Annotated in this window: 18 protein-coding genes; 17 read left to right on the top strand and 1 reads right to left on the bottom strand. The window is 66.9% G+C overall.

Annotated elements, in window-relative coordinates:
- Nucleotides 1-3 precede the first annotated feature (3 nt).
- Genes fliM through fliP form a run of 4 tightly spaced genes read left to right on the top strand, consistent with a single transcriptional unit; the run spans nt 4 to nt 2,603 of the window.
- A complete protein-coding gene (gene fliM / locus FLG15_RS09700) occupies nt 4-1,017 on the top strand; it encodes a flagellar motor switch protein FliM (RefSeq protein WP_039575621.1) in 1,014 nt (337 codons plus the stop codon).
- A complete protein-coding gene (gene fliN / locus FLG15_RS09695) occupies nt 1,014-1,352 on the top strand; it encodes a flagellar motor switch protein FliN (RefSeq protein ID WP_007969679.1) in 339 nt (112 codons plus the stop codon). Before fliM ends, fliN begins: the two co-directional genes overlap by 4 nt.
- On the top strand, nt 1,349-1,756 hold the full coding sequence (gene fliO / locus FLG15_RS09690) for a flagellar biosynthetic protein FliO (RefSeq protein WP_150145968.1): 408 nt from the start codon (nt 1,349-1,351) through the stop codon (nt 1,754-1,756). Before fliN ends, fliO begins: the two co-directional genes overlap by 4 nt.
- 1 nt (nt 1,757) lies before the next feature.
- The gene (gene fliP, locus FLG15_RS09685) at nt 1,758-2,603 is read left to right on the top strand and encodes a flagellar type III secretion system pore protein FliP (RefSeq protein WP_057677817.1); all 846 of its coding nucleotides are present in this window, start codon (nt 1,758-1,760) and stop codon (nt 2,601-2,603) included.
- A gap of 624 nt (nt 2,604-3,227) precedes the next feature.
- On the opposite strand, the gene FLG15_RS09680 is transcribed toward fliP, so the two are convergent.
- Nucleotides 3,228-3,410, bottom strand: a complete 183-nt coding sequence (locus FLG15_RS09680) for a hypothetical protein (protein WP_150145965.1) — start codon at nt 3,408-3,410, stop codon at nt 3,228-3,230.
- Nucleotides 3,411-3,571: 161 nt separating this feature from the next.
- Between FLG15_RS09680 and FLG15_RS09675 the strand changes: the two genes are divergently transcribed.
- From FLG15_RS09675 to FLG15_RS09605, 13 genes are all read left to right on the top strand, one after another.
- Entirely contained in the window at nt 3,572-3,841 is a 270-nt protein-coding gene (locus tag FLG15_RS09675) for a flagellar biosynthetic protein FliQ (protein ID WP_005917968.1), read from the top strand.
- A 13-nt stretch (nt 3,842-3,854) separates the two neighbouring features.
- The gene (gene fliR / locus FLG15_RS09670) at nt 3,855-4,646 is read left to right on the top strand and encodes a flagellar biosynthetic protein FliR (RefSeq protein WP_008572484.1); all 792 of its coding nucleotides are present in this window, start codon (nt 3,855-3,857) and stop codon (nt 4,644-4,646) included.
- 232 nt (nt 4,647-4,878) lie between these two features.
- The gene (locus FLG15_RS09665) at nt 4,879-7,800 is read left to right on the top strand and encodes a diguanylate cyclase domain-containing protein (RefSeq protein ID WP_150147613.1); all 2,922 of its coding nucleotides are present in this window, start codon (nt 4,879-4,881) and stop codon (nt 7,798-7,800) included.
- 378 nt (nt 7,801-8,178) lie between these two features.
- Nucleotides 8,179-11,100 carry a ligand-binding sensor domain-containing diguanylate cyclase gene (locus FLG15_RS09655; RefSeq protein ID WP_150145962.1) on the top strand — a complete coding sequence of 974 codons (2,922 nt, stop codon included), beginning with the start codon at nt 8,179-8,181 and terminating at the stop codon, nt 11,098-11,100.
- Between the two features lie 266 nt (nt 11,101-11,366).
- Nucleotides 11,367-13,454, top strand: a complete 2,088-nt coding sequence (locus tag FLG15_RS09650; RefSeq protein ID WP_150145959.1) for a putative bifunctional diguanylate cyclase/phosphodiesterase — start codon at nt 11,367-11,369, stop codon at nt 13,452-13,454.
- Nucleotides 13,455-13,808: 354 nt separating this feature from the next.
- Nucleotides 13,809-14,939, top strand: coding sequence for a flagellar biosynthesis protein FlhB (flhB, locus tag FLG15_RS09640; RefSeq protein ID WP_057680079.1), 1,131 nt, complete (start codon nt 13,809-13,811; stop codon nt 14,937-14,939).
- 17 nt (nt 14,940-14,956) lie between these two features.
- On the top strand, nt 14,957-17,029 hold the full coding sequence (gene flhA / locus FLG15_RS09635; protein ID WP_017154938.1) for a flagellar biosynthesis protein FlhA: 2,073 nt from the start codon (nt 14,957-14,959) through the stop codon (nt 17,027-17,029).
- A 749-nt stretch (nt 17,030-17,778) separates the two neighbouring features.
- Entirely contained in the window at nt 17,779-19,470 is a 1,692-nt protein-coding gene (gene flhF / locus FLG15_RS09630; RefSeq protein ID WP_150145953.1) for a flagellar biosynthesis GTPase FlhF, read from the top strand.
- On the top strand, nt 19,457-20,341 hold the full coding sequence (locus FLG15_RS09625; RefSeq protein WP_005918202.1) for a MinD/ParA family protein: 885 nt from the start codon (nt 19,457-19,459) through the stop codon (nt 20,339-20,341). The genes flhF and FLG15_RS09625 overlap by 14 nt, the downstream gene beginning before the upstream one ends.
- On the top strand, nt 20,338-21,105 hold the full coding sequence (locus FLG15_RS09620; protein ID WP_008576048.1) for an RNA polymerase sigma factor FliA: 768 nt from the start codon (nt 20,338-20,340) through the stop codon (nt 21,103-21,105). Before FLG15_RS09625 ends, FLG15_RS09620 begins: the two co-directional genes overlap by 4 nt.
- Before the next feature lie 35 nt (nt 21,106-21,140).
- Nucleotides 21,141-21,533 (top strand): chemotaxis response regulator CheY, encoded by a 393-nt coding sequence (gene cheY, locus FLG15_RS09615; protein WP_002813536.1) that lies wholly within the window; start codon nt 21,141-21,143, stop codon nt 21,531-21,533.
- Entirely contained in the window at nt 21,533-22,159 is a 627-nt protein-coding gene (locus FLG15_RS09610) for a protein phosphatase CheZ (RefSeq protein WP_017154802.1), read from the top strand. Before cheY ends, FLG15_RS09610 begins: the two co-directional genes overlap by 1 nt.
- 2 nt (nt 22,160-22,161) lie before the next feature.
- Nucleotides 22,162-23,820: a chemotaxis protein CheA gene (locus FLG15_RS09605; protein WP_057679880.1), complete on the top strand. Its 1,659-nt coding sequence runs from the start codon at nt 22,162-22,164 to the stop codon at nt 23,818-23,820.
- Nucleotides 23,821-23,902: the final 82 nt, after the last annotated feature.

Raw genomic sequence — 23,902 nt, 5'->3', positions numbered from 1 at the left:
CCGATGAGCGTCAGTGATCTGCTTTCCCAAGACGAGATCGATGCCCTGCTGCATGGCGTGGATTCGGGCGCGGTCAACACCGAGCCGGAGCCGCTGCCCGGCGAGGCGCGCCAATACGATCTGTCCAGCCAGGACCGCATCATCCGTGGGCGCATGCCGACCCTGGAGATGGTCAACGAACGCTTCGCGCGGCTGTGGCGGATCGGCCTGTTCAACCTGATCCGGCGCTCGGCCGACCTGTCGGTGCGCGGCATCGACCTGGTCAAGTTCAACGAGTACATGCACTCGCTGTATGTGCCGACCAACCTCAACCTGATCCGTTTCAAGCCGCTGCGCGGCACCGGCCTGATCGTGTTCGAACCGACCCTGGTGTTCACCGTGGTGGACAACTTCTTCGGTGGCGACGGCCGCTTCCACACCCGCATCGAAGGCCGCGAATTCACCGCCACCGAGATGCGCGTGATCCAGCTGATGCTCAAGCAGACCTTCGCCGACCTGAAGGAAGCCTGGGCGCCGGTGATGGACGTGGACTTCGAGTACATCAACTCGGAGATCAACCCGCACTTCGCCAACATCGTCACCCCGCGCGAGTACGTGGTGGTGTGCCGGTTCCATGTAGAGCTGGAAGGCGGCGGCGGCGAGATCCACATCACCCTGCCGTATTCGATGCTGGAGCCGATCCGCGAACTGCTCGATGCCGGCATCCAGAGCGACCGCAACGACCGCGACGACTCCTGGAACGTGATGCTGCGCGAGCAGCTGGATACCGCCGAGGTCACCCTCTCCAGTGTGCTGGCCAGCAAGCGCATGAGCCTGCGCCAGCTCACCGGTTTGAAGGTCGGCGACATCCTGCCGATCGACCTGCCCGCCCAGGTGCCGCTGTGCGTGGAAGACATCCCGTTATTCACCGGCGAATTCGGCGTTTCCAATGGCAACAACGCCGTCAAGATCACCGCCGTACGCCCGCCCGGCGTGCAAGCCCCACGCGCCGTTCCCTCCCAGGACTCCAGCACATGATCAACTCCGACATCCTCGACGCCTCGCCTGCCACCTTCGACAGCCTGCAGGCCGAGCAGGACCAGAACGCTGCCGACCTCAACCTGGACGTGATCCTGGACGTACCGGTGACCCTGTCGCTGGAAGTGGGCCGCGCCCGCATTCCGATCCGTAACCTGCTGCAGCTCAACCAGGGCTCGGTGGTGGAACTGGAACGCGGCGCCGGCGAACCGCTGGACGTCTACGTCAACGGCACCCTGATCGCGCACGGCGAAGTGGTGGTCATCAACGACCGCTTCGGCATTCGCCTGACCGACGTGGTCAGCCCCAGCGAACGGATCCGGAGGCTGCGGTGATCGGCCTGCTGGCCGCTGCGGCGCCGGTCGCGGCCAAGGCGACCCAGGTCGGCGCGCAGGCGCCTTCCTCGCCCAGCCTGTTTGGCGCAGTCGTTGCATTGCTGTTGGTGCTCGCGCTGATCGTCGGCCTGGGCTGGTTGCTCAAGCGCATGCCCGGCAGCGGATTCCGCAGCACCGAGGGCCTGCGTGTGGTGACCAGCCTGGCAGTCGGTGCCAAGGAACGTGTGGTGGTGGTGGAGGTGAACGGCCAGCAGTTGTTGCTGGGCGTCACCGCCGGCGGCATCAGCACCCTGCACACCCTGCCCGAACCGCTGCCGCCCGCGCCCGCACCAACCCTGCCTACGTTCAAGCAACTTCCCAATTTCGCCCAGCTGCTCGCCCAGAAGCTGCGCAAGGACCCGTGACATGTTGAGCCGTTGGAATCGTTGGGGGCGCAGTGTGCGCCTGGTGCTGATCCTGCTGGTGATGAGTTGCCCGCTACTGGCCGCGGCCACCCCGGCCGCGCTGCCGTCGATGGCGCAGGCCGCGGCACCGGCGGCGGCCCCTGCCGCGGTACCGGCCGGTTCCAACCAGTTGCCGTCGCTGCCAAACGTGAGCGTGGGCCGCATCGGCGACCAGCCGGTGAGCCTGCCGTTGCAGACCTTGCTGCTGATGACGGCGATCACCTTGCTGCCGTCGATGCTGCTGGTGCTGACCGCCTTCACCCGCATCACCATCGTGCTGGGCCTGCTGCGCCAGGCGCTGGGGACAGGCCAGACCCCGTCCAACCAGGTGCTGCTGGGCCTGGCGATGTTCCTGACCGCGCTGGTGATGATGCCGGTGTGGCAAAAGATGTGGGGCGCCGGCTTGCAGCCCTACCTCAATAACCAGATCGATTTTTCCACCGCCTGGACGCTGACCACGCAGCCGCTGCGCGCCTTCATGCTGGCGCAGATCCGCGAGACCGACCTGATGACCTTCGCCGGCATGGCCGGCGACAGCAAGTACGCCGGCCCGGACGCGGTACCGTTCCCGGTGCTGGTGGCCTCGTTCGTGACCAGCGAGCTGAAGACCGCGTTCGAAATCGGCTTTCTGATCTTCATCCCGTTCGTGATCATCGACCTGGTGGTGGCCAGCGTGCTGATGTCGATGGGCATGATGATGCTGTCGCCGATGCTGATCTCGGCACCGTTCAAGATTTTGCTGTTCATCCTGGTGGATGGGTGGGTGCTGGTGGTGGGGACGCTGGCTGCCAGCTTCAATGCGTCGTAGGTGTGGGCGCGCGTTGCGCGCGGTAGCGCTTGCCGGCAAGTGGAGTGTGTTTTGTTGAAGCCGCCACACAGCACAGCTTTAGTGCTCAAGCGCTTGCAGCCCCGTGCTTGGTTCTTGCTTCTAGGTTCTTGCTTCTAGGTTCTTGCTTCTAGGTTCTTGCTTCTAGGTTCTTGCTTCTCCGGGGCCCCATACCGCAGCGGCAGGCCATCCGGGTCAAACCCCGCAGGGGCGGCGCGCATGGATGCGCGACGTTTTTCAAAGGGACATGGACGTCCCTTTGAAAAATTCCCGGATGGCATGCGGACCTGGAGCGCGTAGCGCGGAAGGCGCGAGGACGGGGTGTGCTTTCTTTTGGTTACTTTTCTTTGCACAAGCAAAGAAAAGTGACTCGCGCCCGCAGGGCGTGAAAGCCCCTTACTTGACGTTGCGCTCCATAAAAAACGAAGACATAAGCTTCAACACAAGCAAGTGCAGAGCTTTCGTCTCCCTTCGGGGGGCGAGTCACTTTCTTTGCTTGTGCAAAGAAAGTAACCAAAGAAACACACCCCGTCCTCGCGCCTTCCGCGCTGCGCGCTCCAGGTCCGCAATCCAGGTAGAAATTTTTGTAAGGGACATCCATGTCCCTTACAAAAACGTCGCGCATCCATGCGCGCCGCCCTGCGGGTTGTATCTACCTGGATTGCCGCTGCGGTATGGGGGCTCGAAAAGCCGACAGCAAACCAACAGCAAACCAAAGCTAGAGCACAGCGACAGCGACAGCGACAGCGACAGCGACAGCGACAGCGACAGCGACAGCGACAGCGACACGCTAACAGCAAGGCAAGGCAAGGCAAGGCACGGCACGGCACGGCCAATCGCAAGAATGAAACCGACCTCCTCCCCACCAAACCGCCAGCCAGGCCGCAAATCCCGACTCCCCAATTCCCAATCCCCGCCCCTTTGGCACCCCACTTGCATCAGCACCTCCCATGAGCCCTGAAATCGCCCTGACTGAATTGCGTGGTGGCCTGGTCACCGTCCTGTGGATCGCCGGGCCGATGTTGCTGGCCGTGCTGGTGGTCGGCGTGGTGATTGGCGTGGTGCAAGCCGCCACCCAGTTGAACGAACCGACCATCGCCTTCGTGGCCAAGGCGGTCGCGCTGACGGCCACGCTGTTTGCCACCGGCAGCATGCTGCTGGGGCATCTGGTGGAGTTCACCATTGCGCTGTTCCAGCGCATTCCGCATCTGATCGGCTAGCGGGCCGGACCGGATGGATTCCGCCACCCAGATGGTGATCGATGGCCAGCGCGCGTTCGCGATGGTCGGGGCGATCATGTGGACCATGTTGCGCACCGGTGCGTTGCTGACCGCCATGCCGTTGATCGGCACGCGGGCGGTGCCCGGACGGGTGCGGGTGATGCTGGCCGGGACGCTGGCGATGGTGTTGGCACCGATCCTGCCGCCGGTGCCGGAGTGGGACGGCTTTACCGCCCAGGCAGTGCTGAGCATTGCGCGCGAACTGGCAGTCGGGGCCAGCATGGGCTTCATGCTGAAGCTCATTTTCGAAGCCGGCGCATTGGCCGGCGAACTGGTCTCGCAGTCCACCGGCCTGTCGTTCGCGCAGATGTCCGACCCGATGCGCGGCGTGACCTCGGGGGTGATCGCCCAGTGGTTCTATCTCGGCTTCGGGCTGCTGTTCTTTGCGGCCAACGGGCATCTGGCGGTGATCGCATTGCTGGTGGACAGCTACAAGGCGTTGCCGATCGGGACCGCGTTGCCCGATGCCGGCGCATTCGCCGAAGTGGCGCCCACCCTGTTCCTGCAGATCCTGCGCGGCGGGCTGACCCTGGCCTTGCCGATGATGGTGGCGATGCTGGCGGTCAACCTGGCTTTCGGCGCGCTGGCCAAGGCGGCCCCGGCATTGAATCCCATGCAACTGGGCCTGCCGCTGACGGTGCTGCTGGGGCTGTTCCTGCTGTCGAGTTTCGCCAGCGAATTCGCCCCGCCGGTGCAACGCATGTTCGATACCGCCTTCGATGCCGCCAGGGAGCTGACGGCCTGATCCACACTAGACAACCGCCGACCACAGCAAGCAAGGCAGGTGGCCGGCTCACCCGCGCCGACGCCGCTTCGACGTGGCGGCCCCATCCCCGCACCCTGCCAAACCGTGACACGCCTCAAGTTTCTGGCCGCGCAGCCGTCAACGCCCCTACACGATTGACGCTGCGTACCGTCGTCCAACACTGACCCACCCACGGGAATCGATGCTTACTGTGCCTGCGCTGTTGGCCCCGATGCGATTGCAACGCGCTCGCCTGCGTGCAACGGCGTGGCTGTTGCTGGCAGCGGTGCTGGCCTGCGGCCCAAGTTGGGCGCAAACCTACAGCTTCCGCGATTACGCCCAGGCCGATGGCCTGCAGGGCATGACCGTCAACAGCCTGCTCGAAGACCGCCAGGGCGTGGTCTGGGTCGGCACCGAGCTGGCGCTGCACCGTTTCGAACGCGAACGCTTCACCCCGGTCGGCAAGGAGAGCGGGCTGGATGCGCGCTATATCCGCGCGCTCGGGCTGGATGCGGCCGGCCGTCTGTGGGTATCCAGCGCCAATGGCCTGTTCGTGCGCGAGGGCAACGACTTCGTGCAGGTGCTGCGCGATGGCAAACCGATCCGCGCCGACAGCGGCAATGTCGTTGCCGCCTACGCCGATGGCGTGGTGGTAGTCAGCGAAAACAGCCTGCTAAGGGTGTCGCCCGGTGCCGCCGGCGGCTGGTCGGTCCACCCCCTGCCCTTGCAGCTGGACGATGGCCGTCTCCTGCCGGCCGGCAGGGCCTTGCTGGCCGATGGAACCGCGTTATGGGCCAGTTGCGGCCAGCACGTCTGCCGGATCGATGCCGGCGGCAAGATCACCCTGCTGTCCGAGGACGATGGCGTGCCCGAACGGCAATGGCGCGCGATCTTTCGCGATCACCTGGGCACCTTGTGGTTGCGTGGGGGCGGGCTGGTGCTCTCACGCGCCGCCGGCGAGCGCGTGTTCTGCAATCGTCCGGCGCCGGCGGGCACCCGATTCAACACCCTCTCCGGTGCCACCACGCTGTCGGAAGATGCGCAAGGCCGCCTGCTGACGCGCTCGGACCGCGGCCTGGTGCGCTGGGAAGGTGACCACTGGCGCTACTTCGGCCAAAGCCAGGGGCTGCAGATCAGCCCCATGGTCGGCCCGTTGATGATGCAGAGCACCGGCCACCTGTGGATCGGCACGCGCGGCCTGGGTGTGCAGCGCTGGCTGGGCTACGGCACCATCGAACACTGGGACGAAAGCCAGGGGCTGGCCGAAGCGCCGACCTGGGTCAGCCAGCGACTGCCCAGCGGTGAGCTGTTGGTCGGTGGCGATGCGGGATCCAATGTGCTCGATCCGCGGAGCGGGCGCATGCAGCCGTGGACGCTGGAGAACGGCCAACCCCTGCTGCAGTCCATTTCCATTGCACTGTCGCCGGACGATGGTGCGGCCTGGGTGGCGCGTTCGTCCGGGGCCGTGGCGCGGCGCGACCCGCGCAGCGGCAAGACCACCGATGTGCTGCAGCTCGACCTGCCGATCAACCGGCTGATGTTCGACACGGCCGGCACCTTGTGGATCACCACCCCGCGTGGGCTGTACCGCGTAAGGCGCGGCACCCCGCTGCGAGCCGAGCGCGAAATGGCGCTGCCGGCTGCCTTCGTGGGCGATGTCGACCTGGATCCGCAGGGACGGCTGTGGGCCAGCACGCGCGAAGGCCTGTTCCTGCAGTCAAAAGACGGCCACTGGCAGCGGGTGCAGGTGCGCGGCGACCTGCCTAGCCAGGATTTCTTCCTGCTCGATTTCAGCGCCGATGGCGAGGTCTGGCTGTCGCTGCGCGACACCGGGCTGTGGCATGGCCGGCTGCAGGCCGACGGCGTGCTGACGCTTGCCGCGGTGGACGACCCGCTGGTGGCACGGGTGATGCCCTTCATCCTGCGCCACGACAGCAAGGGCCGGCTGTGGCTGGGCAGCAGCCAGGGCCTGGATGTGTACCAGAACGGTCGTTGGTCGCGGGCCACGCGCACCGAAGGGCTGTTGTGGGACGACATGTCGGCCAATGCGTTTTTCGAAGATACCGATGGCAGCGTCTGGCTCGGCAGCAGCCGTGGCCTGACCCACCTGCTGGATCCGATGCGCCTGTTCGCCGCACCGCCGCTGCGTGTGGCTATCTTGCATGTGCGCCGCGGCGACCAGCCGCTGTTGCCGCAAGCCCGGGTGGCGTGGTCGCAGGTGCCGCTGGATGTGGACATCAGCACCCCGGGAGCGGAGGGTGGCCCGGACCGCGTCAGCTTCCGTTACCGGGTCGAAGGCCATCAGGCCAGCTGGACCAGCAGCTCGCTCAGCCACCTGACCTACCCGCTGCTGCCGCCAGGCAGTTACACGCTGGAAGTGCAGGCACTGGATGCCTACCAGCGCAGCAGCAGCCCGATCACCCGCTTCGGATTCGAGCTGGTGCCACCGTGGTGGCGGGGCGTTCCGGCCATGGTCGGGTACGTGCTGCTGAGCATCGCGGCAGTGATCGCGCTGCTGCGTTGGCGCACCGCCAAACTGCTGCGACGCAAGCGTGAACTGGAGCAGCTGGTGGCCAAGCGCACCGCCGAGCTGGAACAGGACAAGCGCGACCTGGAAGCGGCGCGCGCCGAACTCTCGCTCAAGGCCACCCACGACGAACTCACCGGCTTGCTCAATCGCGCCGGCATCCTGGCCGCGTTGCGCGAGATGCTGCTGCATGCCGAACAGACCGGGCGTCCGCTGGCGGTGGTGCTGATCGATCTGGACCACTTCAAACTGGTAAACGACCAGCACGGCCATCTGGCCGGCGACGCCGTCCTGGCCGGGGTCGGCCGCCGCATGGACACGCTGATGCGCGGCGACGACCGCATCGGCCGTTACGGCGGCGAAGAATTGCTGGCGCTGCTGCCAGGCCTGAACCTGGATGCCACCCATCGGCTGGACGCCCTGCACCGCGGCATCTGCGGCGACTACCCCATCGATGGCGGCTGGCTGCATGTCACCTGTTCGGTCGGCGTGGCCTGGTTCCAGCGTGGCGAGACGCTCGAGCAATTGCTGGCACGCGCCGACGCAGCGCTGTACAGGGCCAAGCGCAGTGGCCGCAATCGTGTCGATTACGACCACGTGCCGCTGGATACCTTCTATCAGGTGTGACCGCAGCGCAGGTGAGCTTGCTGCGCGTTGCACCGTTCGACCCGCACACTGAAGGCGCACAAGCGCTGACAATCGATTGCGGCGCCTGGTCAAGCGCTCGCCTGCGCCGGCCAACTACCGCGCTGTGGAAAGTTCGGCAGCGATGACAGGTGCATCGCGCTTGCGCAAGCGTGTGACCGGTGCCCTACAACGCGCCCGCAAACGCCCGCGTTCGCCAGTTCCTCACGCCGTCGTGCTCGCTCAAGCATTAAAGGATTACGCGTTGGCAGCCGCTAGTTGTTCCAACGCGGCCTGCGACGGGGGGCTGCCAAGGCAAGCCTGAGACACCGCGCGAGGGGCGCGGACCGCATTGCCGATGCGTGGGAGACTGCAACGTCCATGGGGTTTGAGCACCGCCAATGGAGGTCGTCGCACCGGCGTGCACCGTTTGCCGTGGTGGTGCTGTTGGCGTTGCTGTCATTGGCCGACCTGGCCGGTGCGCAAAGCGCCAGCATCCGCCGCTATGCCCACGACCAGGGCCTGCTCGGGCTTGCCGGTACCTGCCTGCTGCAGACCCGCGCCACCTTGCTGTGGGTGTGCACCGAGAGCGGGCTGTATCGCTACAACGGGCGCATCTTCCAACAGGTTCCGCTGGATGGCCTGCGCAACGAGCCCACCACCTCGATCACCGAAACCGCCGATGGGCGGTTATGGGTGGCCGGCTTCCAGGCCTTGTTCGTCGGCGACGAGCGCGGCTTCCGCAAACTGCAGCCGGATGAAGCCGAGCACCTGGGGGACCAGATGCAACTGGCCAGCCTGCCCTGGGGCACGGTGCTGGCCAATGGCGGCACGCTGGAAATCCTGCAGGTCCGCGCCAACGATCGCTGGCACAGCGAACCATTGCTGGACACCGCAACCCGGGTCCGCGTTCCGGAGTTGTCCAAGTCGCTGAGCCTGTCGGTGGACGGCGACACGCTGTGGGTGGGCTGCGCGCGCAAGCTATGCGCCATCGATGCGCAGCGCAAGGTGCAGGTGTTCGGGCCCGAACACGGGGTGCCGGACGACCGGTGGTACAGCGTGTTGCGCGACCACGACGGCGGGCTGTGGGTGCGCGGTGCGGGCAACCTGCTCTATCGCGCGCGCGGGGCGAGCGCCTTCAGTGTTCGCGCGCTGCCGCTGCTGGATGGCAGCACGGTCGGGCGGCCAGCATCGCTGGTGATGGACCGCGAAGGGCGCATGTTGGTGCGTCGTAACGACGGCCTGGCGCGTTGGGAAAACGGCCACTGGCGCACGTTCGGCGCAGACAACGGCCTGCCACCGGGCAGCAGCGATGCGATCCTGGTGGACCGCGATGGCGATATCTGGATGACCGTGGACGGCGAAGGGCTGGTGCGCTGGGCCGGCTACGAATGGATCGAAAACTGGGACGCCTCGCAAGGCATGCCGGCCGCGCCGACCTGGTCGATCGCCCGCGACACGCAAGGCGCGCTGCTGGTCGGCAACGAGCACGGCATCGGCCGCCAGGCCGATCCTGATAAGCGCTTCGTCCCGGCCCTGCAAAGCGCCGGGATCCAAGTCGTGGGCATGCAGCGCAGCGCAGACGGCAGCTTGTGGACGCTCAATTCGGCCGGTGTCCTGCGCCGCACCTGGCCGGATGGGCGCAACGCGCAGATCGCCAAGTTGCCGCGCACCGCGCGTCGCCTGCTGATCGACCGCCAGAGCCGGCTGTGGATGCTCAGCGCCGGCGGCTTGTTCGTGATCGAACACCCGCTCGAGGGCGGCAGCATGCAGGCCGTGGCCGACGTGCCTGCCATCGCCTACACCGACATCCAGCAAACCGCCGACGGCACGCTATGGGTTTCCAGCTCCAACGGCTTGTTCCAGTTGCGCGATGGGCGGTGGTCCAAGGTCAAGGTCAAGGTCAACGGCGGCGCGCCGGAGCCATGGATCGCCAAGTTCCACATCAGCGACAGCGGTGAGGTGTGGCTGGCGTTCTATCGCCCCGGCCTGTGGCACGGCATGTTGTTGCACGACGGCCTGGACCTGCAGGAAATCAGCGACGAAGCGCTGCGCGATGTGGGCGTGTACCTGCTGCGCGGCGACAGCGTCGGCCGGGTCTGGGTGGGCCATGCACGCGGCGTCGAGGTTTACGACGGCGAGCGCTGGGCGCATCTGTCGCAGTCGCAGGGGCTGATCTGGGATGACGTTTCCGAGGCTGCATTTGCCGAAGATCCGGATGGTTCGGTGTGGATCGGCACCGCACGCGGGGTGAGCCACGTGAGCGACCCGGCGCGCCTGTTCGACGAACGCCAGCCCAGCGTGCGCATCGACAGCGTCAGCCGCGGCGGCATGCCGGTGCAGCGCGGGCAGCTGCTGGGCTGGAGCGACAAGCCCTTGCACATCGAGCTGTCGACGATGGAGGTCTACGACGACCCCAGCCGCCTGACGGTGCGTTACCGCCTGCTCGGCCTGCACGACCAATGGATCCAGAGCGACAACCTGTCCATCGACCAGCCACCGCTGCCCTCCGGGCACTTCCGCCTGCAGGTCCAGGTGCTGGACCGCTACCGTCGCACCGCCTCGCCGATCGCCGACCTGCCCTTTGCGGTCGCGCCACTGTGGTGGCGCAGCCCGCCGGCGATCGCGCTGTATGTGTTGATCGGCAGCGGATTGCTGATCGGCCTGTGGCGCTGGCGGCACCGCCATCTGGTGGCGCGCGAACGCATGCTGGCCGAATTGGTGTCCGAGCGCACTTACCAGCTGGAGCGCGAAAAACGCGAACTGGAAAACGCACGTGCGGCGCTGGCCTTGAAGGCCAGCCACGACGCGCTGACCGGCCTGCTCAATCGCTCCGGCATCCTGGAAGCGATGGCCGAAGAATTGCAGGGCTGCGCGCACGGCGAGCATCCGCTGGCGGTGGTGTTGATCGATCTGGACCACTTCAAACAGGTCAACGACGAACACGGGCACCTGGTCGGCGATGCGGTGCTGGCCAAGGTGGGCGCACGGTTGACGGCCTGCCTGCGCGATTCGGACAAGGTGGGCCGCTACGGCGGCGAAGAATTGCTGCTGTTGCTGCCAGGCATGAGCCAACAGAGCCAGCACCGGCTACGCGCCATCCACGAAGCGCTCAGCCTTGCTCCCTACGAGGTGGGTACCGCACGCCCGCTGCAGGTGACCTGCTCGGTGGGCGTGTCCTGGTTCCGTGTCGGCGACACCGCCGCCTCGCTGCTGGCACGTGCGGACGAGGCGCTGTATCGGGCCAAGCGCTCCGGCCGTAACCGGATCGAACCGGAGGAACCGGAAAGTTCGGTGGCATGAGCCGCGCAGGTGGCCAGGTCGGCACGCGCAGGCAGTCAGGCGCGCGCGTCATCGGCAAGCCACGGCGCACCGGCAGTCGACGTGGGCGAACATGCCGTGATCGCGTACGCCGGCTGCGCACGCACGGCGATCGCAGGACCTTCGAACGTGCCGTCTCTGGCGGCAACGCGGGATTGACGGCATTGGCCGCTGTCCCGCGCTCAAGAAGTCGCGCAAGGGGTCGCTAGGTCTTGGGCAACGCGTCTTTCGACGTGGGAAGTAGATAGGTGGTCGGAACCTACAACCCTGGCATGGTGATGCTGTCGCTGGTAGTGGCCGTGCTGGCTTCCTACACCGCGCTGTATCTGGCTGCACGTACCACTGCCAGTCGCGGCGGCATCGCGGCTGCGTGGCTGGTGGGCGGCGCCATTGCCATGGGCATCGGCATCTGGTCGATGCACTTCGTCGGCATGCTGGCGTTCCGCCTGCCGATTCCGGTGGGCTACGACCTGGCGCTGACGTGCTATTCGATGCTGGCGGCGATCCTGACCTCGGCGCTGGCGCTCTGGCTGACCTCGCGCGCGGACCTGCCGTTGCTCCGGTTGGGCCTGGGTGCGCTGCTGATGGGGCTTGGCATCGCGCTGATGCATTACATGGGCATGGATGCACTGCGCATGGTGCCGGCCATTCGCTATGACCCGCTGCTGTTCGGGCTGTCGATCGCCATCGCCGTCGGCGCCTCTGCCGCCGCGTTGTGGATCGCGTTCCGGCTGCGCCACGATGGGCAGCGCTCCAGCCTGCGCCTGATCGCCGCCTCGATCATGGGCGTGGCGATCGTGGGCATGCACTACACCGGCATGGCCGCCGCCCAGTTCGCGCCCGGCAGCGTGTGCGGCGCGGTTGCCGAGATGCATCTGCCGTTGTCGTGGCTGACGGCGGTGGTGGTGCTGGTGACCTTGGTCCTGCTGATGCTGGCGCTGGTCATTTCGTTGCTGTCGCGCCGCTTTCAGCAGCGCACCGATGTGCTGGCGCAATCGCTGGCCAAGGCCAATGCCGAACTGGCACTGGCGACGCTGCACGACCCACTCACCCGGCTGCCCAACCGCATCCTGCTGCACGAGCATCTCGTGCAGAACATCGAGCGCGCCCAGCGCCAGGGGCAGCGCTTTGCGGTCTTGCTGATCAACCTGGACGGCTTCAAGGTGATCAACGACGGCTATGGTCATGTGTTGGGCGACCGCCTGCTGGTGGTGGTGGCCGAGCGTTTGAACGCGCACCAACGCGCGCATGGCAGCCTGGCGCGGCTGGGCGCAGACGAATTCGTGCTGGTGGCCGACATTGCCGACCCGGAAGACGCCGCTGCGCTGGCCGCGCATCTGGTGCAGGCGCTGGCGGTGCCGTTCCTGGTGGCCAACCACGAACTGCGCCTGAGCAGCAGCATCGGCATTGCGCTGTACCCGGAAGACGCCGGTAGCGAGCACCAGCTGCTGACGCATGCCGATGCGGCAATGACCCATGCCAAACATGCCGGCCGCAACCGCTACAGCTTTTTCGAACGCTCGATGACGGCCACCACCCGCGACCGCCTGCAGCTGCTGCAGGAACTGCCGCGCGCGCTGGAACTGGGGCAGTTCGTGCTGCATTACCAGCCCAAGTACTGCGCCGAGGACGGCCGCCCGATCGGCGCCGAAGCGCTGATCCGCTGGCAGCACCCGGAACGCGGCCTGGTGCCGCCGGACAGCTTCATTCCGCTGGCCGAACGCAGCGGCATGATCGGCCTGCTCGGCAGCTGGGTGCTGCGGCAGGCCTGCCGCCAGATGCGCGACTGGCGGCAGGCCGGGCACGGCGACTGGCGGGTGGCGGTCAACCTGTCGGCCCTCCAGCTGGCCTCGCCGAGCCTGCTGGACGAAGTGGCCACCACGCTGAGCGAATACGCGCTGGCCCCTGGCCAGCTCACCCTGGAAATCACCGAAACCATGGCCATGCGCGACGCCGAGGCCTGCCTGCGCACCCTGGGCCAGCTCAACGCGCTGGGCGTGCGCATCGCCATCGACGACTTCGGCACCGGTTATTCCAACCTGCTGTACCTGCGCAAGCTGCCGGCGCACGAGCTCAAGATCGACCGCAGCTTCGTCCAGGCCATGGACGGCAGCGCCGAAGACATCGCCATCGTGGCGGCCGTGGTGGCGCTGGCGCACACCATGCGCCTGCAAGTGGTGGCCGAAGGCGTGGAAACCCTCGCCCAGCGCAACACCCTGGAACGGCTGGGCTGCGACCAGCTGCAAGGCTATCTGCTGGGCCGCCCAATGGACGCCGAACGCTTCATCGCCACCGTGGTCGCCGAGCGCGACGGCCCACGCCGCCTGGCCAGCTGAGCAACACACGGCTCAGAACGCCCACCCAACCGCTCAACGCCCGCGGCCAAGCCGAGCACCAGGCCGAACTGCCGCGGAATCGCCCCAGCTCCGGCGCGGGCGGTCCAGCCCGCGGCCACGCTCTTCCGATTCCCGATTCCCGATTCCCGATTCCCGATTCCCGATTCCCGATTCCCGATTCCCGATTCCCGATTCCCGATTCCCGATTCCCGATTCCCGATTCCCGATTCCCGATTCCCGATTCCCGATTCCCGAATCCCGAATCCCGATTCCCGAATCCCAATTCCCAATTCCCAACTCCCGAACCTGGCACGCCGCTTGCAGAAGTCAGGCTAATCCCCCACCGGCACCTCCATGTCCGAGTCCGAAGACGGCGGCGAGCGTACAGAGCTTCCCACCGAAAAACGCCTGCGCGAGGCCCGTGAGCAGGGCAACATCCCGCAGTCGCGCGAGTTGTCGACCGCGGCGGTGTTCGGTGCCGGCGTGTTTGCGCTGATGGTGCTGGCCCGTGGCATCGGCGATGGCGCTGCGGTGTGGATGAAGACCGCGCTCAGCCCGGACCCGAAGATGCGCGAGAACCCGATGGCGCTGTTCGGCCATTTCGGCGATCTGCTGCTGCAGTTGCTGTGGGTGATGCTGCCGCTGATCGGCATCTGCCTGGCTGCCGGGCTGGCTGGCCCGCTGATGATGAGCGGCCTGCGCTTTTCCGGCAAAGCGATCATGCCCGACCTCAGCAAGCTCAACCCGGCCAACGGGATCAAGCGCATGTGGGGCAGCAACAGCCTGGCCGAGCTGATCAAGTCGGTGCTGCGCCTGCTGTTTGTCGGGCTGGCCGCCAGCTTCTGCATCTCCAAGGGCCTGCACGGCCTGCGCTCGCTGGTGAACCAGCCGCTGGAACAGGCCATCGGCAACGGGCTGGACTTCACCAAGAGCCTGCTGTTCTACACCGCCGGCGCCCTGGTGCTGCTGGCCGCCATCGACGCGCCGTACCAGAAGTGGAACTGGCTGCGGAAGCTGAAGATGACGCGCGAAGAGATCAAGCGCGAGATGAAGGAAAGCGAGGGCAGCCCGGAAGTGAAGGGCCGCATCCGCCAGATGCAGATGCAGATGTCGCAGCGCCAGATGATGGAAGCGGTGCCCAAGGCCGACGTGGTGCTGATGAATCCGACCCACTACGCGGTGGCGCTCAAGTACGAAGGCGGCAAGATGCGCGCCCCGATCGTGGTGGCCAAGGGGGTGGACGAAATGGCCTTCCGCATCCGCGAAGCCGGCGAGCAGCACCGGGTGGCGATCGTCACTGCGCCGCCTTTGGCACGCGCCTTGCATAGGGAAGCCCAAATCGGCAAGGAAATTCCCGTGAGACTTTATTCGGTCGTGGCCCAGGTGCTCTCCTACGTCTACCAGCTGCGAGGCTGGAACGGCGGCCCGATGCCGGAACTGCCGTCGCTCGAGGTGGATGAGTTCGGCAAGGGAGCCAGCGCATGAGCGCCCGCCCCGCCCCGATGAACGCCCGCCGCGTCATGGAGTTGCTGCGCAACGGCCTGGGCGCCCCGCTGGCGTTGATGGCCATGCTGGCCATGCTGATGGTGCCGCTGGCCGCGCCGGTGCTGGATGCGCTGTTCACCTTCAACATCGCCATCTCGCTGATGGTGCTGCTGGCGGTGGTGTACGTGCAGCGCCCGCTGGAATTCACCATTTTCCCGATCGTGCTGTTGATGACCACGATGCTGCGGCTGGCGCTGAACGTCGCCTCCAGCCGCGTGATCCTGATCAACGGCCAGGACGGCCATGCCGCAGCCGGCAAGGTCATCGAGGCCTTCGGCCAGTTCGTGATCGGCGGCAACTACGCCGTGGGTATCGTGGTGTTCGCGATCCTGACCATCATCAACTTCGTGGTCATCACCAAGGGTGCCGGGCGCGTGTCGGAAGTGACCGCGCGCTTCATCCTGGACGCCATGCCCGGCAAGCAGATGGCCATCGACGCCGACCTCAACGCCGGTTTGCTGACGCGCGAGGAGGCCAAGGCCCGCCGCGAGGAAGTCCGCGAGGAAGCCGACTTCTATGGCGCGATGGACGGTGCCAACAAGTTCATCCGCGGCGACGCCATTGCCGCCATCCTGATCCTGTTCATCAACCTCATCGGCGGCATGGCGGTGGGCATGCTCCAGCACGGCATGAGCTTCATGGATGCCGCCTCCACGTACACCCTGCTGTCCATCGGCGACGGCCTGGTGGCGCAGCTGCCGGCCCTGCTGGTCTCCTCTTCGGTCGCCTTGCTGGTGACCCGCGCCTCGCGTGCACAGGACATGCGCGGGGCCATGGTCAGCCAGGTGTTCGGCCAGCACCGCGCCTTGGCGGTGGCTGCGGCCATCCTCGGCCTGGTCGGCCTGGTGCCGGGCATGCCGAACGTCGCGTTTTTGACGCTGGGCCTGATCCTGGGCGTGATCGCCTGGAAGCTATACAAGCGCAGCCTGGCAAAACCGGCCTCCGGCGATCCGGCGGCCGATCCGCAGGCGGCGGCCGCTGCGACCGCCGCACAGGCCAGCGCTGAACTGAGCTGGGACGAGCTGCGCCCGATCGACCCGCTGGGCCTGGAGGTGGGCTACCGGCTGATCCCGCTGGTGGACAAGAACCAGGGCGGCGAACTGATGGCGCGCATCAAGGGCGTGCGCCGCAAGCTCACCCAGGACATCGGGTTCCTGGTGCCGCCGGTGCATATCCGCGACAACCTGGAGCTATCGGCCAATGCCTACCGGCTGCTGGTGCATGGCGTGCCGGTGGCCACCGCAGAAATCTATTCCGACCGCGAACTGGCGCTGGACCCGGGCGGTGCGCTCGGCCAGCTCGACGGCATCCCCGGCAAGGACCCGGCATTCGGCCTGGATGCCACCTGGATCCAGCCGCACCAGCGCGCCTATGCCGAATCGATGGGCTACACCGTGGTCGACCCGGCGACCGTGGTCGCCACCCACCTGTCGCACCTGATCCGCGAACATGCCCCCGAACTGCTCGGTCACGAGGAGGTCCAGCAGTTGCTGGCGACCCTGGCCAAGACCGCGCCGAAGATGGTCGAAGACCTCACTCCGAAGGCGCTGCCGCTGTCGGTGGTGGTGCGCGTGCTGCAGAACCTGCTGATCGAGAAGATCCCGGTGCGGCAGCTGCGCAAGATCGTCGAGGCGCTGGTCGAACACGCTCCGCATAGCCAGGACCCGGCCACCCTCACCGCCGCGGTGCGTACCTCGCTGGGCCGCTTCATCGTGCAGGAAATCGCCGGCATGTCGGCCGAGCTGCCGGTGTTCACCCTGGCCCCGCAGCTGGAGCGCGTGCTGCAGGAATCCACCCACGGCAACGGCGTGGCGCTGGAACCCGGGCTGGCCGAACGCCTGCACCAAAGCCTGGCCGATTGCGTGGGCAAGCAGGAAGCCCGCAACGAACCGGCGGTGGTGCTGGTGCCCGGCCAGGTGCGCGCCGCACTGGCCCGCCTGGTGCGCCACAGCGTGCCCAGCCTGTCGGTGCTGGCCTATAGCGAAGTGCCGGAAGACAAGCGCCTGAAGCTGGTCGGCACGATCAGCTAAAGACTAGCGCCCCTCATCCGGCGCTGCGCGCCACCTTCTCCCGCCTGCGGGAGAAGGCAACGGGTTGCCAGCGCTGCAGCGGCGTTGCACCAACCCCTCCCTTCCCCCGCCTGCGGGGGACGGTGCCCGAAGGGCGGATGGGGGGCTGCCGTCTCGCGATGTTCCCGCAGGTGTGACTCTCACGGCACCAACCGCCTCATCCGGCGCTGCGCGCCACCTTCTCCCGCCCGCGCGAGAAGGCAACGGGTTGCCAGCGCTGCAGCGGCGTTGCACCAACCCTCCCATCCCCCGCCTGCGTGGGAAGGTGCCCGAAGGGCGGATGGGGGGCAGCCGTCTCGCGATGTTCCCGCAAGTGTGACTCTCACGGCACCAACCGCCTCATCCGGCGCTGCGCGCCACCTTCTCCCGCCTGCGGGAGAAGGCAACGGGTTGCCAGCGCTGCAGCGGCGTTGCACCGACCCCTCCCTTCCCCCGCCTGCGGGGGAAGGTGCCCAAAGGGCGGATGGGGGCAACAAGGGCAGCCGCCGCACGCGCAACCCTCCTGATCGAGCGCCAGAAATCCAGCACTGCGGTTTTGGCACACCGCATGCATTAGCTCTGGCGAGACCGCAGCCAGCACCACCGCTGCGGGGCGGATGGCAGGACTTGGAACACAAACGGGACAGGCAACTCATGACGCTGGCAACACACCCACATTCATCGCACACCCGTCCGGCGTCCGGCGGGTCCCGTTCCTGGAGGCACTTCGCATGAAAATCAAACGCTTTGTCGCCCCGGACATGCGCACCGCATTCCGCATGGTGCGTGAAGAACATGGCCCGGACGCGGTGATCCTGTCCAACCGTCGCACCGCCGAAGGCATCGAGATCGTCGCTGCCAGCAACTACGACGAAGAGCTCGTGCAGCGCGCCCTGGAAACCGCGCGCTCCGACACTCCGGCCTCCACCCAGCACCAGCAGGCTCCCGCCCAGCCGGCAGCCGCCCCGCAAGCCCCGGCCAAGCCCGCTGCTCCGGTGCACGCGTTGCTCAAGCCGTCTGCCGACGCCGAGGCAAGCCAGCGCCAGCGCGTCGCCAGCGCCGCCGACGACATGATTGCCGCCATGGCGCTGCGCCAGCCGGTCAGCGTGCCGCGCCAGGCGCCGGTCGCCGCCCCGGTGCGTACCGCCAGCATTCCTTCGCCCGCTGCCCAGGCACTCGCCCACGCGGTTGCCGTCACCGCCGCGCCGCGCCAGGAACACGCGCTGTCGGCCGTGCCGGAACAGCTGTTCGCCGACTTTTTGACCACTGCCCCGGTGCAGCGCCCGGCCGTGCAGGCCGCCCCGGTCCAGGCGCCGGCTCCGGTCATGGCGGCCACGGTTGCCGCTCCCGCCTACGCCGCCCAGGACCAGGACGACGACGCCTTCGCCGACGAAGCCGACTTCGATCTGGACGATGCCCTGCCGCAGATCCTGCCGCCGGCCGCGCTGCCGCCGATCGTGGTCGCCCCGCCGGCCCTGGCCGCCGTGCCGGTTGCCGCCACGCCGGCGCCGCAGAACGACGAAGAACTCAAGCAGCTGCGCGGCGAACTGGCGCTGATGCGGCAGATGATCGAGCGCGAGATGAACCGCCTCACCGACGAGCGCCTGCGTGGCTTGCCGGTGCGCGCCCAGGCGCTGGAACTGATGGACGACTACGGTTTCGACGCCGGCCTGACCCGCGATATCGCCCTGCAGATCCCCGCCGATACCGAATTGCACCGTGGCCGCGGCCTGATGCTGGGCTTGCTGTCCAAGCGTCTGCCGGTGGCCCCGGTGGACCCGCTGGAACGCGGCGGCGTGATCGCCCTGGTCGGCCCGACCGGCGCCGGCAAGACCACCACCATCGCCAAGCTCGCCCAGCGCTTTGCCGCCCAGCACGCCCCGCGCGACGTGGCCCTGGTCACCACCGACACCCAGCGCGTGGGCGGCCGCGAGCAGCTGCACAGCTACGGCCGCCAGCTCGGCATCGCGGTGCACGAGGCCGACAGCGCCGAAAGCCTGCTGGAGCTGCTGGAGCGCCTGCGCGACTACAAGCTGGTGCTCATCGACACCGCCGGCATGGGCCAGCGCGACCGTGCCCTGGCCGCCCAGCTGAACTGGCTGCGCGCCGCCCAGCAGGTCACCTCGCTGCTGGTATTGCCTGCCAACGCCCATTTTTCCGACCTCGACGAGGTCGTACGCCGCTTCGCCCACGCCAAGCCCCAAGGCGTGGTGCTGACCAAACTCGACGAGACCGGCCGCTTCGGCAGCGCCTTGTCGGTGGTGGTCGACCACCAAATGCCCATCACCTGGGTGACTGACGGACAGCGGGTCCCCGACGACCTGCACCGCGCCAATGCCGCCAGTCTCGTTCTTCGCCTTGAAGATTTGCGGCGCGCTGCCGATAAGCCCTGTACTCCGGAGCACAACCATGCAGTCGCGTGAATACGCCAAGCTGACCAACGCCTTCCCCCTGTCGGCGACCCGTCCCGAGCCCTTGGGCCCGGTGCGCACCATTGCCGTGACCGGCGGCAAGGGTGGCGTGGGCAAGACCAACATCTCCGCCAACCTGGCCGTGGCGCTTGCCGACATGGGCAAACGCACCCTGCTGCTGGACGCCGACCTCGGCCTGGCCAACCTGGACGTGGTCTTGGGCCTGGCGCCCAAGTACACCCTGGCCGACCTGATCGCCGGCCGTTGCACGCTCGATGAAGTCATCATCGAAGGGCCCGGCGGCGTGCTGGTGGTGCCGGCCGCTTCCGGTCGCCGCCACATGGCCGAACTGGCCCCGGCCCAGCACATCGGCCTGGTCAACGTGTTCTCCGAACTGGAACGCGACCTGGACGTGATGGTCATCGACACCGCCGCCGGCATCACCGACAGCGTGCTGACCTTCTGCCAGGCCGCCCAGGACACCGTGGTGGTGGTCTGCGACGAGCCGGCCTCGATCACCGACGCCTACGCGCTGATCAAGGTGCTCTCGCGCGAACGCGGCGTGGACCGCCTGCAGATCATCGCCAACATGGTGCGCGACCCCAACGAAGGCCGCCTGCTGTACGACAAGCTCTCCCGCGTCTGCGAGAAGTTCCTCGGCGATGTCTCGCTGAACTATCTCGGCCATGTGCCGCAGGACGACTGGCTGCGCCTGTCGGTGCAGCGCCAGCAACCGGTCATCAAGGCCTACCCCGCCAGTCCGTCGGCGCAGGCCATCGCAGAAATCGCACGCCGTACCTCGCGCTGGCAGGCCCCGACCGTGCCGCGCGGCAACGTCGAGTTCTTTGTCGAACGCATCATCCAACGGGGAGTGGCCGCATGAGCACCGCTACCGCAACCACGGCCAGCGCGCAGTACCGCGCCGTGCAGCGCAACAACGCCAACGACGTGGTGACCCAGCACGCCGACCTGGTCCGCCGCATCGCCCACCATCTGGCGGCGCGCCTGCCGGCCAGCGTGGAAGTGGACGACCTGATCCAGGCCGGCATGATCGGCCTGATCGAAGCCTCGCGCAGCTACGATTCCGAACAGGGCGCGTCCTTCGAAACCTATGCCTCGATCCGTATCCGCGGCTCGATGATCGACGAGATTCGCAGGGGCGACTGGGTGCCGCGTTCGGTGCACCGCCGCGCCCGCGATGCCGCCGCCGCCGTGCGCAAGATCGAACAGAACACCGGCCGCGCCGCCGCCGCCACCGAAGTGGCCGCCGCCATGGAAATGCCGCTGCCCGATTACCTGCGCCTGATGGAAGATGCCGCACGTGGCCAGGTGCTGAGCCTGGAATCGCGCATCGAAGATCACGGCGAGCTGGACACCACCGCCAAGGGTGGCCCCAATCCGCAGCAGATGATGGAGCGTGGCGAATTCGGCCGCGAGCTGGGCAAGGCCATCGGCCAGTTGCCCGAGCGCGAGCAGCTGGTGCTGTCGTTGTATTACGAGCAGGAATTGAACCTGAAGGAAATCGGCGCCGTGCTCGGCGTCAGCGAATCGCGCGTGTGCCAGATCCACGGCCAGGCGGTGGTGCGTTTGCGTGGCCGCCTCAAAGTCTTCGAACTGGCCGATGCCGGCGTCGAAGTCGACGACTGAATTTTTCGCGTAATTTTTCGTGTTAGGAGCTTGATGTGAACAAGAACATGCGGATCCTGATCGTGGACGACTTCTCGACGATGCGACGTATCGTCAAGAACCTGTTGGGCGATCTCGGCTTCACCAATACCGCAGAGGCCGAAGACGGCAACAGCGCCCTGGCCGCGTTGCGTGCCGGCCCGTTCGATTTCGTGGTCACCGACTGGAACATGCCCGGCATGACCGGCATCGACCTGCTGCGCAACATCCGCGCCGACGCCAAGCTCAAGCACCTGCCGGTGATGATGGTGACCGCCGAAGCCAAGCGCGAGCAGATCATCGAAGCGGCCCAGTGCGGCGTGAACGGCTACATCATCAAGCCGTTCACCGCCCAGACGCTGGAAGAAAAGCTGGGCAAGGTGTTCGAACGTCTGGCGGCGACCGCCTGATGAACGCGACCGTGGAAACCGATGCCGAACGTGCCGCCTTGATCGAGCGCCTGCAGAACGCACTCGATGCACTGGAAAGCGGTGACCAGGTCGCCTGGCGTCGCGAGGTGGATCACCTCGCCGCCCTGCGCACGCGCCCGATGATGCAGAGCCTGAGCCGGCTCGCCCGCGAACTCGGCCAGGCACTGGGCGAACTGCCCACCGTGCCCGAAGAAGCCGGCGAGCTGGACGATGCCTGCTCGCGCCTGGACCATGTGGTGGAGATGACCGAGAAGGCCAGCCACCGCACATTGGATCTGGTCGAAGAATGCCGCGAGCTGGCCAACCAGCTGCGCAGCGGCGGGCTCAATCAGGACCAGGGCGCGCTGCTGGAAAAGATGCGCCATAACCTGACCGAACTGTCGCTGGCGCAGAGCTATCAGGATTTGAGCGGCCAGATCATCCGGCGCGTGGCCGGCATCGTGCGGCGTGTGCATGAAGGCTTCGGTGCGCTCGGCTTGCCGCCGAAGAATCCCGAGCCGAAGAAAGACGACGGCGGTCTTGCCGGTCCTGCAATCAAGGGCCTGGACCGTCATGCGGTGTCGCAAGACGACGCCGACGACCTGCTGTCCGGATTGGGGCTGTAACCATGAGTGCTGTTCCAGACGATATTGCTGCCGATTTCATCGTCGAGGCCCAGGAAATCCTGGATCGCCTCGGCGAACAGCTGGTCTCGCTGGAACAGGCGCCAGAAGAAGCCGACCAGCTCAACGCGGTGTTCCGCGGCTTCCACACGCTCAAGGGCGGCGCCGGCTTTCTGGCGATCAAGCCCATGGTGGAGCTGTGCCACGCCGCGGAAGAAACCCTGGGCATGGCGCGCTCGGGCCAGGCGGTGCTGCAGGCGCATCACTTCGATGCCGCACAACAATCGCTGGATTATCTGCAGGCCATGCTGGATGCCATGGGCTTGGGCGAAGCCGTGCCGCATGCGCCGGCCACGTTGATCGCGCAGTTCGACGCCAAGAGCGCCCCGCCGGCGCTCAAGGCCGCACCGCAGGCGGCCGCTGCCAAGCCGGCTGCTGCCGCACATGGCGACGATGCGCATGCGCCCGCCCCCAAGGTGGCCGGCAAGGCCGCGGCCAAGACCGGCGCCGAAGCCGAACAGACCGTGCGCGTGGACACCAAGCGCCTGGACGCCATCGTCAACCTGATCGGCGAACTGGTGCTCTCGCGCAACCGCTTGAAGACCTTGCGCACCCGCCTGCGCGATGAAGAACTCGACCGCGCGGTCAGCACGCTGGACATCGCTACCGCACGCTTGCAGACCGCGGTCATGCGCACCCGCATGCAACCGGTCAGCAAGGTGTTCGCCCGCTTCCCCAAGGTGGCCCGCGACGTCGCGCGCACCCTGTCCAAGGAAGTGGAACTGGAACTGATCGGCGCCGAAACGGAGCTCGATCGTAATCTGGTCGAAGCCCTGGCCGACCCCTTGGTGCACCTGGTGCGCAACGCCATCGACCACGGCATCGAATCGCCGGCCCTGCGCGAAGCCACCGGCAAACCGCGTAGCGGCCATGTGCGCCTGTCGGCGCAGCAGGAAGGCGACTACGTCAGTATCGAAATCCAGGACGACGGCGCCGGCATCGACCCGGAGCGCCTGCGCGAGATCGCCCGCAACAAGGGCCTGATCGACGCCGAAGCCGCCGCCCGCCTGAGCACCGACGAGTGCTTACACCTGATCTTCATGCCGGGCTTCTCGACCAAGGCGGAAGTCACCGACATCTCCGGCCGTGGCGTGGGCATGGACGTGGTGCAGTCCCGTATCCGCGAACTGAGCGGGCAGATCCAGATCCAGTCCGAACTGGGCCGCGGCAGCCGCTTCATGATCCGCGTGCCGCTGACCCTGGCGATCTTGCCGACCCTGCTGGTGCAGGCCGGCGAAGCGGTCTATGCGTTGCCGCTGGCACGCGTGGTCGAAGTGCTGCACGCACCGCAGACCTCGCTGGGCTGGTTCGACGGCCGCGCCGTGCTCGACCGCCGCTCGCACACCCTGCCCCTGATCGACCTGCGCCGCTGGCTGGGCGTGCCGGCCGAACAGCCGCCGCTGCTGACCGTGGTGCTGTTGCAGGCCGGCGAAACCCGCTTCGGCCTGGTGGTGGACCAGGTGCGCGGCCGCGAGGAAGTGGTGATCAAGCCCCTACCCCGCGCCCTGCGCGGCCTACCCGGCTACGCCGGCGCCACCCTGATCGGCGACGGACGCATGGCGCTGATCCTGGATGTGGATGGATTGCGCTCCAGCGATCATTGATTTTTGGGATTCGGATTCGGATTCGGATTCGGATTCGGATTCGGATTCGGATTCGGGAATCGGGAATCGGGAATCGTCAAGA

It is taken from the genome of Xanthomonas phaseoli pv. dieffenbachiae (assembly GCF_008639345.1).
Classification (GTDB): domain Bacteria; phylum Pseudomonadota; class Gammaproteobacteria; order Xanthomonadales; family Xanthomonadaceae; genus Xanthomonas; species Xanthomonas phaseoli.
This window is presented reverse-complemented; position numbering and strand designations above follow the sequence as displayed.

Coding starts and splice junctions, on each gene's coding strand:
- fliM (WP_039575621.1), top strand. CDS start 4: ATGAGCGTCAGTGATCTGCTTTCCCAAGACGAGATCGATGCCCTGCTG.
- fliN (WP_007969679.1), top strand. CDS start 1,014: ATGATCAACTCCGACATCCTCGACGCCTCGCCTGCCACCTTCGACAGC.
- fliP (WP_057677817.1), top strand. CDS start 1,758: ATGTTGAGCCGTTGGAATCGTTGGGGGCGCAGTGTGCGCCTGGTGCTG.
- FLG15_RS09675 (WP_005917968.1), top strand. CDS start 3,572: ATGAGCCCTGAAATCGCCCTGACTGAATTGCGTGGTGGCCTGGTCACC.
- fliR (WP_008572484.1), top strand. CDS start 3,855: ATGGATTCCGCCACCCAGATGGTGATCGATGGCCAGCGCGCGTTCGCG.
- FLG15_RS09665 (WP_150147613.1), top strand. CDS start 4,879: ATGCGATTGCAACGCGCTCGCCTGCGTGCAACGGCGTGGCTGTTGCTG.
- FLG15_RS09655 (WP_150145962.1), top strand. CDS start 8,179: ATGGGGTTTGAGCACCGCCAATGGAGGTCGTCGCACCGGCGTGCACCG.
- flhB (WP_057680079.1), top strand. CDS start 13,809: ATGTCCGAGTCCGAAGACGGCGGCGAGCGTACAGAGCTTCCCACCGAA.
- flhA (WP_017154938.1), top strand. CDS start 14,957: ATGAACGCCCGCCGCGTCATGGAGTTGCTGCGCAACGGCCTGGGCGCC.
- flhF (WP_150145953.1), top strand. CDS start 17,779: ATGAAAATCAAACGCTTTGTCGCCCCGGACATGCGCACCGCATTCCGC.
- FLG15_RS09625 (WP_005918202.1), top strand. CDS start 19,457: ATGCAGTCGCGTGAATACGCCAAGCTGACCAACGCCTTCCCCCTGTCG.
- FLG15_RS09620 (WP_008576048.1), top strand. CDS start 20,338: ATGAGCACCGCTACCGCAACCACGGCCAGCGCGCAGTACCGCGCCGTG.
- FLG15_RS09610 (WP_017154802.1), top strand. CDS start 21,533: ATGAACGCGACCGTGGAAACCGATGCCGAACGTGCCGCCTTGATCGAG.
- FLG15_RS09605 (WP_057679880.1), top strand. CDS start 22,162: ATGAGTGCTGTTCCAGACGATATTGCTGCCGATTTCATCGTCGAGGCC.